Below are 14,555 nucleotides of genomic sequence, written 5' to 3'. Positions count from 1 at the left end.
CCAGCCCGAGAGGAGTATCCGTGAGCGCCCTCACCCGAACCCAGGTCTTCGACACCCTGCGGCGCAACGCCCTGGACGTGGTGCCCGAGCTCGACCCGGCCGCCTTCGCCGCCGAACGCACCCTCTCGGAACTCGGCTGCAACAGCATCGACCGGGCCGAGATCGTGACCCTCACCATGGAGGAACTCGGCATCGTGGTACCCGTGCACGAGTTCCAGCAGGGGTACGACCTCGCGACCCTGGTGGACGTCATGCTGAAGCACGCGTGAGCGGCCGGCCGCCGGCCCCGGCCGGGATCACCGGCCTCGGCATCGTCTGCTCGGTGGCCCAGGACGTCGACGGCTTCGCGGACGCCCTGGCGGCGGGCGCCGACGGGCTGCGCCCGACCGGTACGGCCGACGGGCCCGCCCTGACCGCCCCCGTCGACGGCTTCTCGCTGGAGCGCGCCGTCGCCGCCCGCCACCTCCCGGCACATGTCCTGGGCACGGCGGTCCGGGCGGCCGGGCGGTCCCCGTGGCCGCTGCGGGCCGCCGCAGCCGCGGCCCTCGAAGCCTGGGAGGCGGCGAGCCTGCACGAGGCCCCGGCCGACCCGGACCGGATCGGGCTGGTCGTCGCGGGCAACAACCTGACCGAGCAGCACACCGAGCAGCAGCGCCCCCGCTACCGGAGGGACCCCGCCTTCCTCCCCGCCCGCTACGCGCTGCACCACCAGGACACCGACCACGTCGGCACCCTCAGCCACATCCTCGGCATCACCGGCGAGGGCTGCACCGTCGGCGGCGGCTCCGCCAGCGGCAACCTCGGCGTCATCACCGGCGCCCGGCTGGTCGAGCTCGGCGCGGTGGACGTCTGCCTGGTGGTGGGCGCCCTCGTCGACCTCTCCCCGTTGCAGACCCGGGGCTACCTGACGCTCGGTGCGATGGCTGCCGTCGGCCCGCCCGGCACCCCGCCGCCCGGTGCGCCGTTCGACGCGGACCACCGCGGCTTCAGCCCCGGCCAGGCCGCGGCCGTGGTCGTGCTGGAGTCGGCCGCCTCCGCACGGGCCAGGGGCCGGGCGGCGAGCGCGGTCCTGCGCGGCTACGGGAGCGCGCTGGACGGCAACCAGCTCGCCGATCCCTCGGCGGCCGGCGAGGCCCGCGCGATGCGGACGGCCCTGCGGCGTGCGGGTCTCGCCCCCCGCGAGATCGGTTACGTCAACACCCACGGCACCGCCTCGCCGCTCGGCGACCGGACCGAGCTCGCGGCACTGCGGCTGGCCCTCGGCGACGAGGCCGGCACACCCTGGATCAACTCCACCAAGGCCGTCACCGGCCACTGCCTGGCGTCGGCGGGCGTGGTGGAGACGGTGGCGACCGTCCTCCAGCTGGAGCGCGGCTTCGTGCACCCCACCCCTGGGCTGCGGCGCCCGATCGACCCGGGGTACCGCTTCGCGGGCACCGCCGCGGAGGGCGCCCGACCCGGGTTCGCGCTGTCGAACGGCTTCGGCTTCGGCGGTTTCAACACCAGCCTGCTGCTGGCCCGTCCGGACGCCTGAGCCGGACAGCGGCAAACCCGGGTACAGGTGTACCGGTCCGTCCGGGCGGGCTGCTCAGGCACGGCCGGGTGACCCCGGCGTGCGGGCTGAGCAGGCAAGCAGGCAAGCGGGCAAGCAGGCAAGCAAGCAAGCGGGCAAGCGGACAAGCAGGTGGGCACGCGGGCGGACAAGCACGCGGGCACGCGGGAAGGCAGGCGCCAGTGCTCAGTTGTGAACAGACCCGGCGGCCCGGCCCGGCTAGCGTGCGCCGCATCGGCAACTCCGGCGCAGATCGTCGACGGAAGGCGGGACCCATGGCAGACGAGGCCCAGGCGGCGGTTCACCAGGAGGCTCGGGAGGTTCCGGCAGTTCCGGCGGTTCAGGCGGTTCAGGCGGGCGGCCGTCCGGAGGGGCACCAGGGTGAGCCGACGGCCGACCGCGAGCCCACCTTCCCCCGCGAGCGGACCTGCCCGTTCGCGCCGCCCGCCGAGTACGCCCACTGGCAGGCCGAGCAGCCGGTCGCCGAGGTCGTCCTGCCGAGCGGGCAGGACGCCTGGCTGCTGACCCGGTACCAGGACGTCCGCGCGATGCTCGACGACCCCCGGTTCAGCGCGGACAGCGCTCACCCGGGCTTCCCCCGGATGTACCGCCAGGCCGTCCCGCAGGTGCTCAAGGGAACCTTCCTGCGGATGGACGGCGCCGACCACCTCCGCTACCGCCGCATGCTCGGCAAGGAGTTCACCGCCAAGGGCGCCAAGGAGATGCGCCCGCTGGTCGAGCGCACCGTCGACGGCCTGCTGGACCGGATGGCCGAGCAGGGCTCGCCCGCCGACCTGGTCACGGCGCTGGCCTACCCGGTCCCCTCGACCACCATCTGCGGCGTCCTGGGCGTCCCGTACGAGGACCGGGCCCGCTTCGAGGACAGCACCCGGGTGATGATCAGCGGGCGCAGCACTCCGGACGAGGTCGTGCGTGCCAAGGAGGAGATCCTCGGTTACCTGACCGGCCTGGTCGCCGCCAAGGAGCGCGAGCCCGGAGACGACCTGATCAGCAGGTTGCTGGAGGAGCAGGTGGCCACCGGGGAGCTGGACCGGGACGAGGTGCCGGTGCTCGCCTGGCTGCTGCTCGCCGCCGGGCACGACACCACCGCCAGCATGATCGGCCTCGGCGCGCTGCTGCTCATGGAGCACCCCGGCCAACTCGCGGCTCTCCGCAGCGATCCCGGGCTCGTCGCGGGCACCGTCGAGGAGCTGCTGCGCCATCAGACCATCATGCAGATCGGGATGAACCGGGTCGCCCTGGAGGACGTCCGGATCGGCGACCGCACGGTGCGGGCGGGGGAGGGCGTGGTCGCCCAGCTGATGGCCGCCAACCGGGACCCGGAGGTCTTCTCCGACCCGGACCGCTTCGACATCACCCGCTCCGCCCGCGGGCACGTGGCCTTCGGCTTCGGGCCGCACCAGTGCCTGGGGCAAATGCTCGCCCGGGTCGAACTCCAGGTGACGCTGGCCCGGCTGTTCGAACGGTTCCCGAAGCTGCGCACCGTCCGTCCGGTGGCCGAAATCCCCTTCCGGCACCACATGTTCGGCCTCTACGGGGTCACGGAGCTGATGGTCGAATGGTGATCGGCATCCGGGTCGACGCGGAGCGCTGCTGCGGCTCGGGGAACTGCGCGTTCACGCTGCCGGAGGTGTTCGACCAGGACCCCTCCGACGGGCGGGTGGTGCTGTTGCAGGACCGGCCGCACTCCGGGGTCCTCGACCTCGTACGGGAGGCGGCCGGTCTCTGCCCGTCCGGGGCGATCGAGCTGACGAGGTGACGGCCGCGGCCGTCCGGCCGCGGTGAACCGTCCGGCGCGGGCGCTACTCCGACTCGACGTACTCGGCCAGACCGCGCTCGTCCACCCAGAGGTGGGCTCCCGAGACCCGCTGCACCAGGCCCGCGTCGGTGAACCGCTTGAGGAAGTAGCCGATCCGGGAGCGGGTCGTCCCGACCATGCCGGACAGCTCGTCCTGGGTGATCCGTTCCTTGATCACCAACGTCTCGGGGGGCCTGCGCTCGCCGAACTTGCGGCCGAGCGTCAGCAGCAGGGCGGCCAGGCGCTTCTCGCTGTCCATGGTCACCAGGTTGGCGATGGTCTGCTGCTGCTCGGAGAGCCGCGCGGTGAGGTGGGTCATGAACGCCTCGCGGATGCCGTGGTCCTGGCAGCCCGTCACCCAGATGGTGGGGATCCGGATCAGCGTGGTCCGGCGCATCGCGGTCGCAGTCTCGGCGCGGGCGCCGGAGAGGAGGCAGAGTTCACCGAAAACATCGTTCTGCCCGTAGATCGAGAGAACGCACCGCTTGCCCTCGCGGGAATGCGTGACGGTCTTCACCTGGCCGCTCTCGACCACATAGAGATGGCTGTCTTCCTCGCCGCAGTTGTAAATGTGGCTGCTTTTGGGGAAGGTGAGCCTGGTGGCACTCGCCTGGCCGGCGAGCGCGGCGGTGTGCAGTCGTATGCCAAAACAGTTGCCGCTGTTCTCGGAGTTCATGTTTCCCCCCGGTTCTTCATGCGGGTCTTTCACGGCTTCACAGTGGGTGTCCGGGCACGTCCAGGCAGGTCGGGCGGGGCGTGAGGGTGCAGGTCGGGGAGGCCCGGGACGTGTGCTGCGCCAACCTGCGACGCCCTCAGGGACTACGCGAGACCACCCCCTCGTCCAAAGGCCGCCGGTGCGGCCGCGGTTGCGGACGCGCACGCGAAATCTCACTGTCGTGGCATTGCGGGTGACCGCGTCGTGGAATTGAGCACGCATCGGCGGGGCAATAGCGAGCCGCTTGTCAGGGTCATGAAAATGATCACCCCCTCCGCAATGCGGAAAGCGTACCAATGGAAATCGCGAAGTGAAAGTATGATCGACATACCGATCATTGATCTCTTTGATTACCGCGAATATGGCTGAAACGATTCGCCCGCTCGTGACTCCCCGTTGGCGACCGCAGTGGTCGTGGCCATGGCGGCACCTGTTTCGACGGCACTGCGACCCCGGTCATCCCATACTGTGGGACGACCTGAAGCAGGTGTGGAGCAGGGGGTCGTCACCGCACGTCAGGACGGCCGGACGGCGATCGGTGCCGCGCGATGACGCACCGACGGGACGGGCGCACAGGGGCCGGGCGGCCGGCTCGGTCGCGCACCCGGCAGCCCGCTCCCGGGCGTCGGGCGGTGGCTGATTGCCTCCGGCCGGGGCTGCCGGCCGTTGTGGCGCAGCCGGAGTCGGCCAGGGTTTACCGGGCGTGAACATCCCCGGGGCGCCGCAACGGCGGTTCCGTGCCCTTCCCCGAGCTGCGGTGCGGCGCCACGGCCCGGACCGGCGGATAGGCTGCCCGTGATCACCGGCTCGATGACCTCCGGGAGGCGTGCCTGGCACCCGGCTTCCTGGCCACGCCCTTTCCGTACACCGGGGCAATTCCCGTCCCCGGCAAAGGGGGTGGGGCAGGCTACGGGCTGAGCGGGAGCCTGGTCATCGCAGAAGCCGGATGCGGAATGTCCGCCCGACTCGTCGTCACCGGGAAGAGCGCCGGACAGGTCTGGTTCGACGACCCCGACTGGGGCGGCCTGACTCCGGGGCCGGACGTCCGCACCTGGTACACGGACTGGCTGGAGTCGACGGGCTGACCTCGTGATCGACGGGACGGTTCCGCAGGGTCCGCAGAAATCCGACGCGGACACCGAGGAGCAGGGCCGGCGAACAGCGTGCGCCGGTGCGTGCCGCAGGGTTCGATCGGTTCGCCGGTGCTGTGGCACGGCTGCCGGGAGGGGCCCCTGTCAGCGCTTGCTGGAAGACTCGGTGGCCGTGGAGCTCGGAGACCGTGATTTCGGTAACCATGGGTCGTCGACCGGCTGATCCGCGCGGGCGGGCGGCAGGCCGATCCGGACCGTCGCCGCTGATCCGGGCCCGGGCGGGAGGTGGGCGGGGGCCTTCCGGGCAGGTGGCGCACAAGGTCGACGGCCTGTGGGCGAGTTGGGCACCGGGTGGAGGGGCTGGTTCCTTGCGGTGTGCGGGTGCGGCGGGCCGAGCGGGAGCGGCGGCGGGGTCGATCGGCCCGCTCGTCGAGGCCCGCAGAGGCCGTTCTGACGGTCGGTCGGGGCCCGGCGGACACGTCTTCTGCGCTGATCATGGTGGGCTAGCCTTTTGACCGACTATCAGCCTGTAGAACAAGTTACGGGGGAATGGCTGTGGGAGTGTGGAACGATGTCAAGGACCTGGGCAGCTCGGTGGTGCACGTCGCCGAGGACGTCCTCTGGGCTCCGACCAGGATCACGCACTGGGTGCTGACCAAGATGTTCGGCGATCCTGACGCCGAACTGAACAAGTACGCCGCCGAGCTCGAGCAGATGAGCAAGGAGGTGGAGGCGCTGGGCAAGGAGATCAGCACCGCGCTGAGCCACCTGACCTGGCACGGGCCGTCGGCCGACGCCTTCACCTCGCACGCACAGGGCCGGGTGAAGGAGATGAACAGCTTCTCCGACGAGATCGGCGACCTGGGCAAGGCCATCAAGGCCCTCGCCGACTCCTTCTGACTCGACGTCAGCTTCCACATCCACGCATTCACACCGCACGAGGGAGAACCGCCCCATGGGCGACCAGTTCGGATACCAGCTGCAGGAGCTGGCCAAGATCCAGAGTGACTTCCAGAGGATCAACCAGCGGATGTCCGAGATGAGCCAACAGCTGGGGGCCATCAAGGGGGCCGTCGAGAAGGCGGCCGCGATGGACATCGAGGCCGGAATGCTTCCCGGCGTCGGGAACTTCCTGGCGGTCGCCTACGACGTCGCCTACCGCCTGAGGATCATCAAGGAGAAGGCCGACCTGCTGAAGGACTCCAAGGAGAGGCTGACCCAGGAGCTCGGCGAGGACGCGCAGAAGCTGAAGCAGGTGATCGCCGAGTACGAGGCCGCCGAGCGCAAGATCGCGGAAGACCTGAAGAAGCAGCACGACGGCCAGGAGAAGCCGAAGTCCCCGACCGGGATCGACGGCACCGGTGGTGGTGGCGGTACTGGCGGCGGTGGCGGTCACCCCGGCGGCAGTGGTGGCGGCGGTGGTCACACCGGCGGCAACGGCGGTGAGGGCGGCGGCGGTGGCGGGAACACCGGCGGTGGTGACGGTGGCGGCGGCACCGGTGACGCGGGCGGCCCCGGCGGAAAGCACGACGGCGGCAGCCTGAAGGACCGCAGTCGCGGCGACTGGAGCACCCACCTCATCAACGGCTCCAGCAACTGGGAGGACTGGCCGCAGAACAAGCACACCCACCTGCACCCGAAGAACGGTGAGGGTGCCGGCGTCATCGACCGGCCCAACCTCGACGGTCTCTCCGACGACCGGCGCGGCATCGTGGAGCGCGCCCTGGAGCGTGCCGACCACAAGCTCGGCTACAGCCAGGGCGCCGAGACCAACGGCTACCGGGTGGACTGCTCGGGTCTGGTCTCCTGCGCCTGGGGCCTGCCGGGGCCGGGCCTCGACACCTACGGCCTGATGTCGCCCGAGGTGTCGCACCACATCGGCAAGGACGACCTCAAGCCGGGCGACGCGATGATCATGGGCGACCACACCGTCATCTTCGCCGGCTGGGCCGACGCGGCCCACACCAAGTACATCGCGATCGAGGACAGCGGCAGCAAGGGCTGTGTCTCGCACGAGATCCCGTACCCGTACTACGGCGGCGACAACCGGTACAAGCCCTACCGCCGCAACGGCGTGGCGTAACCGGGCGCAGGGCCCTGCGGTCCACCGCAGGGCCCTGGCCGTGCCGGACGCCGGTGGGCTCAGAACCAGACCTCGGTGATCTGGCTGATCCTGCCGGAGGAGTCCAGGGCGATGTCGTACACGGGGCCCCCGCACGGGGCCGCCGGGTCGGTCTGGTGGCTCAGGCACTTGCCGGTGTGCGTGGCCAGCTGTGCGAGGGTGACGGCCTTCCGGCTGCCCTCGTGGTTCAGCTCCGCCTTGGCGCCGGCGGCGAAGGCGTAGGTCTTGGGAGCGCCGGCGGCGACGAAGTCGGTGTCGGGCTCGCACTGCCACGTGGTGTCGCTGGCGGAGATCGCCGTCGCCGTCGTGGGCTTGCTCAGGTAGACGACCTTGTGGCCGGCCGCCAGCGGGGGCTTGGTGCAGTCGCCCCCGGCGGGGGCGGCGGCCGGGGTACCGCCCCCGCCGCCCCCGCCGGCCTTGGCGGTCGGCTGCGCGGAGCCGGGAACGGCACCGCCGGCCGTGGGCGGGGCCGCCACGGCGGTGCCGGCGGCGGAGCCCGGGGCCGCGGGAGCGGCGTCCGGGGTGGTGGGGTCGCACGCGGCCAGTGCGACGACGGTGGCGGCGGTGGCCACGGGCCAGAGAAGCATGCGAGGCCGGAGCGGCTTGCGAGAAGACAAAGGATTTCCCCCATGTGATGAAAGATCAGGTTCGGCTGCGACGCAGGCGGTCAGACAGACTAGCGGTGTCCGCCCACAGTCCAAGAACCGGCGACTCCCGCCGACGGCCGGCCGACCGCGTAGGTCTCCGTCGTCGCCGCGGTCCCACCGTGTGCGCCGCGGCGATGTCGAATCCGCCCTGGTGGCAGGTGTCCGGCGGGCGGCCCGCTGCCCCGGCCCGTCCGGTCGTCCCGGGCTGCACCCGAGCCCTCCGTGCCGCACGCTCGACCCATGACCGAGGAACTCCCGCTCACCCCCGCCGCCCGCAACCTCGCCGACTGCTACGCCCGGCTGCTCGACCTGGTCGAGCGCTGCACCCGGGCCGTCCGGGACGGCGACTGGGTGTACCTCAACGACGAGGCGGGCGAGCTCAGCGTCGTGTCGGACGAGGTGTCAGCCGCCGCCGCGGCCCTCACCCGGGACGCGACCGCCACGAATCCGGCCGTGCTCCTGGCGCTGATCGACCGGAGCAGGGAACGGAACACCGACTGATCACCCGTGCACCCCGGCTTCGGCCGCTACGCGTGGACGCCTGACAGGAACTCCTCGACCCCGACGGACAGGTCGACGGGGTACATCGTGCCGTCGAAGTCGGCCGTCCAGACCGCGGGTACCCCGGGCGCAAGTACGGTCAGCACGCCGTGCACGACCCGGAAGGGAAGTTCCAGCGGTTCCTGATCGCGGAACGTGAAGAACCGTCGATCGGTGAAGTAGCTGATGCTGCAACGGAGTCCACCGATCCGTAGATCGAAGTCGACGACTCCGTCGGACCGCAGCGGGCCGACCGGCTGCGGCTGCGGCCACAGGGCCTGGACCGTGTGCGCCACTTGTTCGGGGCCGAAGGTCCACGCCCCGCCGCGGCCCTCGTCCGGACAGATGTAGTAGCTGCCGCCCACGGTGTTCCTCTCGACTGCTGGAGCCCGGCTCATCAGTCTGTCATCGGCCGCAGCCGCAGCCGTCAGTCGCAGCCGGTCCGGTCATGCGGCTGCCCCGGCGGGGGCTGCCGTCTGTCGGGAGGGGCCGTGCCCGGCGCGGAAAATACCGGGAAAGTCCCGGATTGCCGCCTCCCCGGTAGCGGCGTTCACATATCTCCCAACGCGGCACGGTGCAGGGCCGTTCCCGTATTCCGTGTGACTCTTCGCGCGTCGTCCGAGCCTTCTCACCGCGCCGATCGGGACCCCATACTCCGAGGTCGGCAGCGGCAAGCGCGCCAAGAACCGTAAGGGACACCTCGACCATGACCTCTGAGACCGTCACCGCGGCGGCTGCGGGCACCTGGAAGCTCGGCGACCTGGAAGTCAACCGTCTCGGCTTCGGCACGATGCGCCTGACGGGCAACGGGATGCGGGGGAACTCCGACGGCGCCCCGATCGACCGCAGCCGCGCGATCACGATCCTGCGCCGCGCGGTCGAACTCGGCGTGAACCACATCGACACCGCCTCGTTCTACTTCTCGCCGCTGCGTTCCGCCAACGAGCTGATCAACAGTGCGCTGGCGCCGTACTCCGACGACCTGGTCATCGTCACCAAGGTCGGACCGGGACGCGACCTGTCGGGAGAGTGGCAGTCCATGGCCCGTCCCGAGCAACTGCGCGGCCAGGTCGAGGAGAACCTGCGGCAGCTCGGGCGTGACCACCTCGACGTCGTCAATCTGCGCCGGAACGGCGTGGACTCGATCGCCGACCACTTCGGTGCCCTCGCCGACCTCCGCGACGCAGGGCTCATCCGCCACCTGGGCATCTCCAGCGTCAGGCCCGAGCACCTGGCCGAGGCCCAGGCCATCGCGCCGGTGGTCTGCGTCCAGAACTGCTACGGCCTCGACCGCCGGTCTTCGGACGCCGACGGCCTGCTGGACAGCTGCCGTGAACAGGGCATCGCCTTCGTGCCGTACTTCGCGATCTCCGGGAACCGGTTCGAGGCGAGTGCGGCCGACACGCACCACGACGAGGTGCTCGCCATCGCACGTGCACACGGCGCGACTCCCGCGCAGGTCCGGCTGGCCTGGACGCTGCACCGCGGACCGCACGTGTTGGCCATCCCCGGCACCAGCAACCCCGAGCACCTGGTCGAGAACATCGCCGCCGGTGAACTGCGCCTCTCGCCGGACGAACTGGCGCGACTTCAGCTCCTCGGTGGGAGTGACGCGGCATGAACTGACGTAGCGTCAGAGCTGCTTGCGGCAGCGAGGATCACCGCCGACGGCCGCGCGGAGGGCACCGCGACGTCCGCGATGTCCGCGGTGCCCTCGGTGTGACCGGTGGGGTCAGGCGCGCACGGTGAGCCACGCGCCGAGCCCGCTGCAGCCGGTCGCGTTGTACGTGGTGCTCCGGTAGCCGGCCGGAATCGGCGAGTAGGGGCAGGTCCAGATGCCGTTGCGCACCAGCTGGTGGTACCAGGCGCCGATGCCGCCGCAGCCGCCGGTGTTGTGGTTGGTGATGACGTATCCGGAGACGATCGGCGAGCCCGAGCAGGTCCAGATCCCGTCACGGGCGAGCTGGTGGTACCAGGCGCCGACGCCGCTGCAACCGCTGGTGTTGTGGTTGGTGATGACGTATCCGGAGACGATCGGCGAGCCCGAGCAGGTCCAGATCCCGTCACGGACGGGCTCCTGGAGCCAGGAGCCCGCGCCGTTGCAGCCGCTGCGGTTGAACATGGTGATGACGTAGCCGGACGGTACGGGCGTCCCGGGGCACGTCCACCCACCTGCCGCGGCGGGCCGGGACGGGCCGGCCACAGTGCCGGCCGTGCCGGTGGCGGCGATTGTGGTGGCGTCGGCGGTGGCAGCGGTGGCGGTGGTGGTGCCGGTGAGGATGACGGCCGAGACGAGCGCGACTGCCCCCACCGCGCCGGCGATCCTGCTCCGGAGGACCGACATCGTCCTGCGAGTCCACAATTGACGGAATCGGCTGCTCAATTCACACCAGTCCTATCGAAATGCTCACGTGACATCTCCCGATGCCCTGGAAAGAAGAACCTGACAGTGGACAAGGACCCTACTGGGTTCGGAAGCGGGAGATTGTCACGGAATGAAAACGGTAACCACCTTGACTCAAAAGGGACATGACGGTTCGTTGGACAGTTGACAGATCCTTTGCCGTTCCGGTCCGGCGTCGACACTGGCCAGGACCAGGGCCACTCCGGTCTTCGCCATCGCGCACCTGCTCGGCATCGACCTGGTGCCCAGCATCCGCGACCGGAAGGACCTGCTGTTCTTCCGGCCCTCCCGCGCCGCGCGGTGCGAGCACATCGACGCCCTGTTCGCCGGGGCCGGGCTGTGTTCCGGCAATCGGACAGCGATTTTCACAGCCGATGCGGCGGACGGCGGTGGGGCCGCGCATCTCGGACGGCGCGGCACCCTCATGGACGTGACGCTCGGTCAGACCGGCTTCGGGATCCCGGCCTGGATCCGCCGGGCGGGTTCCGGCGGGGTTGACGCCGACAGAGTCGGGGTCCCGTCGGGACACCTCAGGCCGGGGCAGCGGCCGGAGCAGCGGCCGGGGCGGCAGCCGGGGCGGAGGCCGGGGCGGCGGTCCTGATCCGCAACACACGGACGTCGCGCACCGCGAGCATGGCGACCGTGCAGCCGAGGATCACCACCGCGGCCCCGAGCAGCGTGGTGTGCACGCCGATCGCGGCGCTGAGCGGGCCGACGGTCGCCTGCGCGAGCGGGATGGCCACGAAGGAGCCGAGCGCGTCGTAGGAGTAGACGCGCGCCAGCCGGTCCTCGGGGATCTCCTGTTGCAGGGAGGTCTCCCAGGCGATACCGGCCTGTTCCAGGCCCACACCGGCCAGGAAGTTCACCCCGGTCAGTACCGCGACGGGCATGCCGACCGCCAGCGCGAAGGGCAACAGGGCGCTGCCCACCATGCACGCCACCCCGACCAGCAGCGGCCGCTGCGGCCGCAGCCGCAGTCCGAGCACGCCGCCGACCAGCATGCCGACGGTCTCGCCGGCCAGCACCAGCCCCCAACCACCACTGCCGAAGGACCTGTCGGCGATGGTCGGGCCCAGCACCCCGACGGCACCCGAGTACGCGGCGTTGAGGAAGCAGAACGCGGCCACGATCACCCACACCCAGCGCCGGGCGACGAACTCCCGCCAGCCGATGCGTAGTTCGTGCAGCATGCCGGTGCCTGCGGGCGTGGGCGAGGACTCCTGGGCGAGCGCCTTCGTCGGCTCGACCCGGACGCCGGCGAAGAGCAGGCCCGAGATGGCGAAGGTCGTCGCGTCGATCGCCAGGCCCCAGCCCGGACCGGCGGTGGCCACCGCAGCGCCGCCGAGCGCGGCCCCACCGATCATCGCGCCGTTCGCGGCCATCCTGTTGAGCGCGTTGGCCTGGAGGCGCAGTTCGTCCGGCACGGTCTGCGGCAGCAGCGCGGAGGACGCGGGCATGGCGAAGGCGGCGAAGGTGCCGTTGCACGCGGAGAGCACCAGCATCCAGGGGATCGTCGCGTGATGGGTGAGCACGAGCGCCGCCAGCGCTCCCTGGCTGGCCGCGCTGAGTGCGCTCGACCCGACGAGCACCAGGCGGCGCGGTATCCGGTCGGCGAGGACGCCCCCGAAGAGCACGAACGCCACATTGAAGAGCGAGCGCACGGCGACCACCAGACCGAGCTGCGTCGGCGAGCCGGTGGTCCGCAGCACCGCGAAGGCGAGCGCGATCGGCGCGACCCCGTTGCCCAGCATGTTCGCGGCGCGGCCCAGGATGAGCCGCCGGAAGGGGGCGAGGCGAAGCGGGGCCAGGGGGGTCGACATCCGAACTGTCTATCGGTCAGGTGATGCAGGGGCAAAGGATTTTCGTCGACGGCGGCGGGTTGCCGGGAGCGGGGTGAACCTCTGCGTCGCTACCGTCGTGCACCGTCCACACCCGCTGGGGGTACGTCGAGGGAGCTTTCCGCCCGGACACGGACGAGCGGCTCGCCCTGGCCCCGGTCGTGGCCGTGCCCCGCCCGCGCCGCGACGGACGAGGCCGGTTCTCGACCGGAGATCGCCGGGCAGTAAGATCATTCCGCAACACGACGCGAAGGGGAGCTCGGTGGCGCGGGTTGCGGTGGTAGGCGGGGGTATCAGCGGGCTGGGTACGGCGATCATGCTTGGCCGGCGGGGCCACACGGTCACGTTGTTCGAGCAGGACACGCGGCAGGCCGGAGCGGACCTGAACCGGGACTTCTTCCACTGGGACAGGCCCCGAGTCCCGCAGGCCGTCCAGCCCCACTCGTTCCTCGCACCCGTGCGCACGGTGCTGCGCACCGAGACCCCTGATGTCTACGCGGACCTGCTGGCACGCGGAGCCCGGGAGTACCACGACTTCGACTGGTTCGGTGAGCATCCGCCGCATCGGGCCGGCGATGAGGACTTGGTGACCCTGCGCACCCGCCGCATCGTGCTGGAGGCCGCCCTGACCGCGGCCGTGCGGCGGGAACCCACCGTCGAGGTGCGACGAGGCTGCCGGGTGCGTGCCCTCACCTTCGGGGAGGGCGGCCCGGTCCGGGTCACCGGCGTGCAGGTGGGCGCGGAGGTGCACCGGGCGGACCTCGTCGTCGATGCGTCCGGTCGTCGCTCGCCGGTTCCCGCCTGGCTGATCGCGGCCGGCTGCCGCCCGCCCGTGGTCGACAGCCACCGCACCGGGATCGCCTACCTGTGCCGCTGGTACCGCCTGCGTGCCGACGGCCCGCGTGACCCCGGGCGGGTGAAGACCGGTTCGGTCGCACCGTTCGCGCTCGCCGGCGTCTTCCCTTCCGACAACGACACCTTCGCGGTGAGCCTGATGCTCTCCACCGGTGATCCGACCCGCGGCGCGCTCACCGACCCCGCCGTGTTCGAGGCCGCCGCCCGCCGCTTCCCCGCGACCGCCGCCTGGCTCGACCTGGCCCCCGAACCGCAGTCAGCCGTCCTGGCGATGGCCGGCCTGGACAACCGCTGGACCTCCCTCGTCGATGAGGACGGACCTGTCGTCACGGGCCTGGTCAACGCGGGGGACAGCCTCGTCCACACCAACCCCACCCTGGGCCACGGCGTGGCCCTCGGCCTGCGTGCCGCCCAGTACCTCGCCGCCCATGTCGACCAGGTCGCCGCCGACCCCATCGGCTACCACGCCTGGACGGCACAGGTCCTCCGCCCGTGGTTCGACGCGCAGGTGACGGCCGACCGCGGCAACGAGCAACGCCTCAGCGCGAGTTCACTGCCCCCGGATCGGCGGGCTGCTGCCCTGGCCGTCTGCGCCTTCGACGATCCCGTCGTCATGCGGGCCCGAGCCCAGGTGCGCCATCTCCTGCGACCGGCCGACGAGGCCTACGGCACCGATGAGGTGGACCGACACGTCACCGCTTGGCTGGCCGCCCACCCGGACTTCTCGCCGAAGCCCGACGGCCCGACCCGAGACCAGTGGGACGCGCTCATCCCGGGCTGAGCGCTTGCCCGGCACCTGGTACCGAAGGCCGACGCAGCCACCACCCGAGTGCTTGACGCACCCTCCGAAACCACCGGGCGCGAAGGCTGTCGGCCGTCACTTCCGGAAACCGCCAACTGCCACTGCCAATCCGAATCCGCCTCGGCTGGCCCCTGGACCGGCCCTCCGCGCCGGGGTCGGCAGCCACCGCT

At 71.3% G+C, this 14,555-nt stretch carries 16 protein-coding genes; 11 read left to right on the top strand and 5 right to left on the bottom strand.

The window, feature by feature from the left end; all coding sequences use genetic code 11:
- Nucleotides 1–20: 20 nt before the first annotated feature.
- The 4 genes from ACFC1R_RS13375 to ACFC1R_RS13360 all read left to right on the top strand — a co-directional run bounded on the left by ACFC1R_RS13375 (nt 21) and on the right by ACFC1R_RS13360 (nt 3,332).
- Nucleotides 21–269 carry a phosphopantetheine-binding protein gene (locus ACFC1R_RS13375; RefSeq protein WP_375937489.1) on the top strand — a complete coding sequence of 83 codons (249 nt, stop codon included), beginning with the start codon at nt 21–23 and terminating at the stop codon, nt 267–269.
- Entirely contained in the window at nt 266–1,534 is a 1,269-nt protein-coding gene (locus ACFC1R_RS13370; protein ID WP_375937486.1) for a beta-ketoacyl synthase N-terminal-like domain-containing protein, read from the top strand. The genes ACFC1R_RS13375 and ACFC1R_RS13370 overlap by 4 nt, the downstream gene beginning before the upstream one ends.
- Before the next feature lie 293 nt (nt 1,535–1,827).
- Complete coding sequence (locus ACFC1R_RS13365; protein WP_375937483.1) at nt 1,828–3,138, top strand: cytochrome P450; 1,311 nt, start codon at nt 1,828–1,830, stop codon at nt 3,136–3,138.
- Entirely contained in the window at nt 3,132–3,332 is a 201-nt protein-coding gene (locus ACFC1R_RS13360) for a ferredoxin (protein WP_375937480.1), read from the top strand. Before ACFC1R_RS13365 ends, ACFC1R_RS13360 begins: the two co-directional genes overlap by 7 nt.
- A gap of 43 nt (nt 3,333–3,375) precedes the next feature.
- On the opposite strand, the gene ACFC1R_RS13355 is transcribed toward ACFC1R_RS13360, so the two are convergent.
- Nucleotides 3,376–4,047, bottom strand: a complete 672-nt coding sequence (locus ACFC1R_RS13355) for a Crp/Fnr family transcriptional regulator (protein ID WP_375937477.1) — start codon at nt 4,045–4,047, stop codon at nt 3,376–3,378.
- A 992-nt stretch (nt 4,048–5,039) separates the two neighbouring features.
- On the opposite strand from ACFC1R_RS13355, the gene ACFC1R_RS13350 reads away from it, so the two are divergent.
- The 3 genes from ACFC1R_RS13350 (at nt 5,040) to ACFC1R_RS13340 (ending at nt 7,260) form a co-directional block, all read left to right on the top strand.
- On the top strand, nt 5,040–5,171 hold the full coding sequence (locus ACFC1R_RS13350) for a hypothetical protein (RefSeq protein ID WP_375937474.1): 132 nt from the start codon (nt 5,040–5,042) through the stop codon (nt 5,169–5,171).
- A 555-nt stretch (nt 5,172–5,726) separates the two neighbouring features.
- The gene (locus tag ACFC1R_RS13345; protein ID WP_375937471.1) at nt 5,727–6,077 is read left to right on the top strand and encodes a WXG100 family type VII secretion target; all 351 of its coding nucleotides are present in this window, start codon (nt 5,727–5,729) and stop codon (nt 6,075–6,077) included.
- Between the two features lie 55 nt (nt 6,078–6,132).
- Nucleotides 6,133–7,260: a hypothetical protein gene (locus tag ACFC1R_RS13340; protein WP_375937468.1), complete on the top strand. Its 1,128-nt coding sequence runs from the start codon at nt 6,133–6,135 to the stop codon at nt 7,258–7,260.
- A gap of 59 nt (nt 7,261–7,319) precedes the next feature.
- On the opposite strand, the gene ACFC1R_RS13335 is transcribed toward ACFC1R_RS13340, so the two are convergent.
- Nucleotides 7,320–7,886 carry a hypothetical protein gene (locus ACFC1R_RS13335; protein WP_375937465.1) on the bottom strand — a complete coding sequence of 189 codons (567 nt, stop codon included), beginning with the start codon at nt 7,884–7,886 and terminating at the stop codon, nt 7,320–7,322.
- A 300-nt stretch (nt 7,887–8,186) separates the two neighbouring features.
- Between ACFC1R_RS13335 and ACFC1R_RS13330 the strand changes: the two genes are divergently transcribed.
- Nucleotides 8,187–8,447, top strand: coding sequence for a hypothetical protein (locus ACFC1R_RS13330; protein WP_375937462.1), 261 nt, complete (start codon nt 8,187–8,189; stop codon nt 8,445–8,447).
- A 26-nt stretch (nt 8,448–8,473) separates the two neighbouring features.
- Here the strand turns inward: ACFC1R_RS13330 and ACFC1R_RS13325 are convergent, their stop codons facing one another.
- The gene (locus ACFC1R_RS13325; protein ID WP_375937459.1) at nt 8,474–8,884 is read right to left on the bottom strand and encodes a hypothetical protein; all 411 of its coding nucleotides are present in this window, start codon (nt 8,882–8,884) and stop codon (nt 8,474–8,476) included.
- Between the two features lie 308 nt (nt 8,885–9,192).
- Here ACFC1R_RS13325 and ACFC1R_RS13320 point away from each other — a divergent pair, with 308 nt between their 5' ends.
- Complete coding sequence (locus ACFC1R_RS13320; RefSeq protein ID WP_375937456.1) at nt 9,193–10,107, top strand: oxidoreductase; 915 nt, start codon at nt 9,193–9,195, stop codon at nt 10,105–10,107.
- 111 nt (nt 10,108–10,218) lie between these two features.
- Here the strand turns inward: ACFC1R_RS13320 and ACFC1R_RS13315 are convergent, their stop codons facing one another.
- Entirely contained in the window at nt 10,219–10,797 is a 579-nt protein-coding gene (locus tag ACFC1R_RS13315) for a hypothetical protein (protein WP_375937453.1), read from the bottom strand.
- 244 nt (nt 10,798–11,041) lie between these two features.
- On the opposite strand from ACFC1R_RS13315, the gene ACFC1R_RS13310 reads away from it, so the two are divergent.
- Entirely contained in the window at nt 11,042–11,491 is a 450-nt protein-coding gene (locus tag ACFC1R_RS13310; RefSeq protein ID WP_375937527.1) for a Tn3 family transposase, read from the top strand.
- On the opposite strand, the gene ACFC1R_RS13305 is transcribed toward ACFC1R_RS13310, so the two are convergent.
- Complete coding sequence (locus ACFC1R_RS13305; protein WP_375937451.1) at nt 11,421–12,710, bottom strand: MFS transporter; 1,290 nt, start codon at nt 12,708–12,710, stop codon at nt 11,421–11,423. The genes ACFC1R_RS13310 and ACFC1R_RS13305 overlap by 71 nt on opposite strands.
- A gap of 280 nt (nt 12,711–12,990) precedes the next feature.
- Between ACFC1R_RS13305 and ACFC1R_RS13300 the strand changes: the two genes are divergently transcribed.
- Entirely contained in the window at nt 12,991–14,364 is a 1,374-nt protein-coding gene (locus ACFC1R_RS13300) for an FAD-dependent oxidoreductase (protein WP_375937448.1), read from the top strand.
- Nucleotides 14,365–14,555 lie beyond the last annotated feature (191 nt).

Source organism: Kitasatospora sp. NPDC056138, assembly GCF_042264695.1.
In the GTDB taxonomy this organism is placed as follows: Bacteria; Actinomycetota; Actinomycetes; order Streptomycetales; family Streptomycetaceae; genus Kitasatospora.
Note: the sequence above shows the minus strand (reverse complement) of the source record. Positions and strands in the feature narration are given on the sequence as shown.

Bases quoted from the DNA above. Each gene is read 5' to 3' on its own strand.
- ACFC1R_RS13355 (WP_375937477.1), bottom strand. From the start codon at position 4,047: ATGAACTCCGAGAACAGCGGCAACTGTTTTGGCATACGACTGCACACC.
- ACFC1R_RS13330 (WP_375937462.1), top strand. From the start codon at position 8,187: ATGACCGAGGAACTCCCGCTCACCCCCGCCGCCCGCAACCTCGCCGAC.
- ACFC1R_RS13325 (WP_375937459.1), bottom strand. From the start codon at position 8,884: ATGAGCCGGGCTCCAGCAGTCGAGAGGAACACCGTGGGCGGCAGCTAC.
- ACFC1R_RS13345 (WP_375937471.1), top strand. From the start codon at position 5,727: ATGGCTGTGGGAGTGTGGAACGATGTCAAGGACCTGGGCAGCTCGGTG.
- ACFC1R_RS13305 (WP_375937451.1), bottom strand. From the start codon at position 12,710: ATGTCGACCCCCCTGGCCCCGCTTCGCCTCGCCCCCTTCCGGCGGCTC.
- ACFC1R_RS13350 (WP_375937474.1), top strand. From the start codon at position 5,040: ATGTCCGCCCGACTCGTCGTCACCGGGAAGAGCGCCGGACAGGTCTGG.
- ACFC1R_RS13360 (WP_375937480.1), top strand. From the start codon at position 3,132: ATGGTGATCGGCATCCGGGTCGACGCGGAGCGCTGCTGCGGCTCGGGG.
- ACFC1R_RS13340 (WP_375937468.1), top strand. From the start codon at position 6,133: ATGGGCGACCAGTTCGGATACCAGCTGCAGGAGCTGGCCAAGATCCAG.
- ACFC1R_RS13365 (WP_375937483.1), top strand. From the start codon at position 1,828: ATGGCAGACGAGGCCCAGGCGGCGGTTCACCAGGAGGCTCGGGAGGTT.
- ACFC1R_RS13335 (WP_375937465.1), bottom strand. From the start codon at position 7,886: ATGCTTCTCTGGCCCGTGGCCACCGCCGCCACCGTCGTCGCACTGGCC.
- ACFC1R_RS13320 (WP_375937456.1), top strand. From the start codon at position 9,193: ATGACCTCTGAGACCGTCACCGCGGCGGCTGCGGGCACCTGGAAGCTC.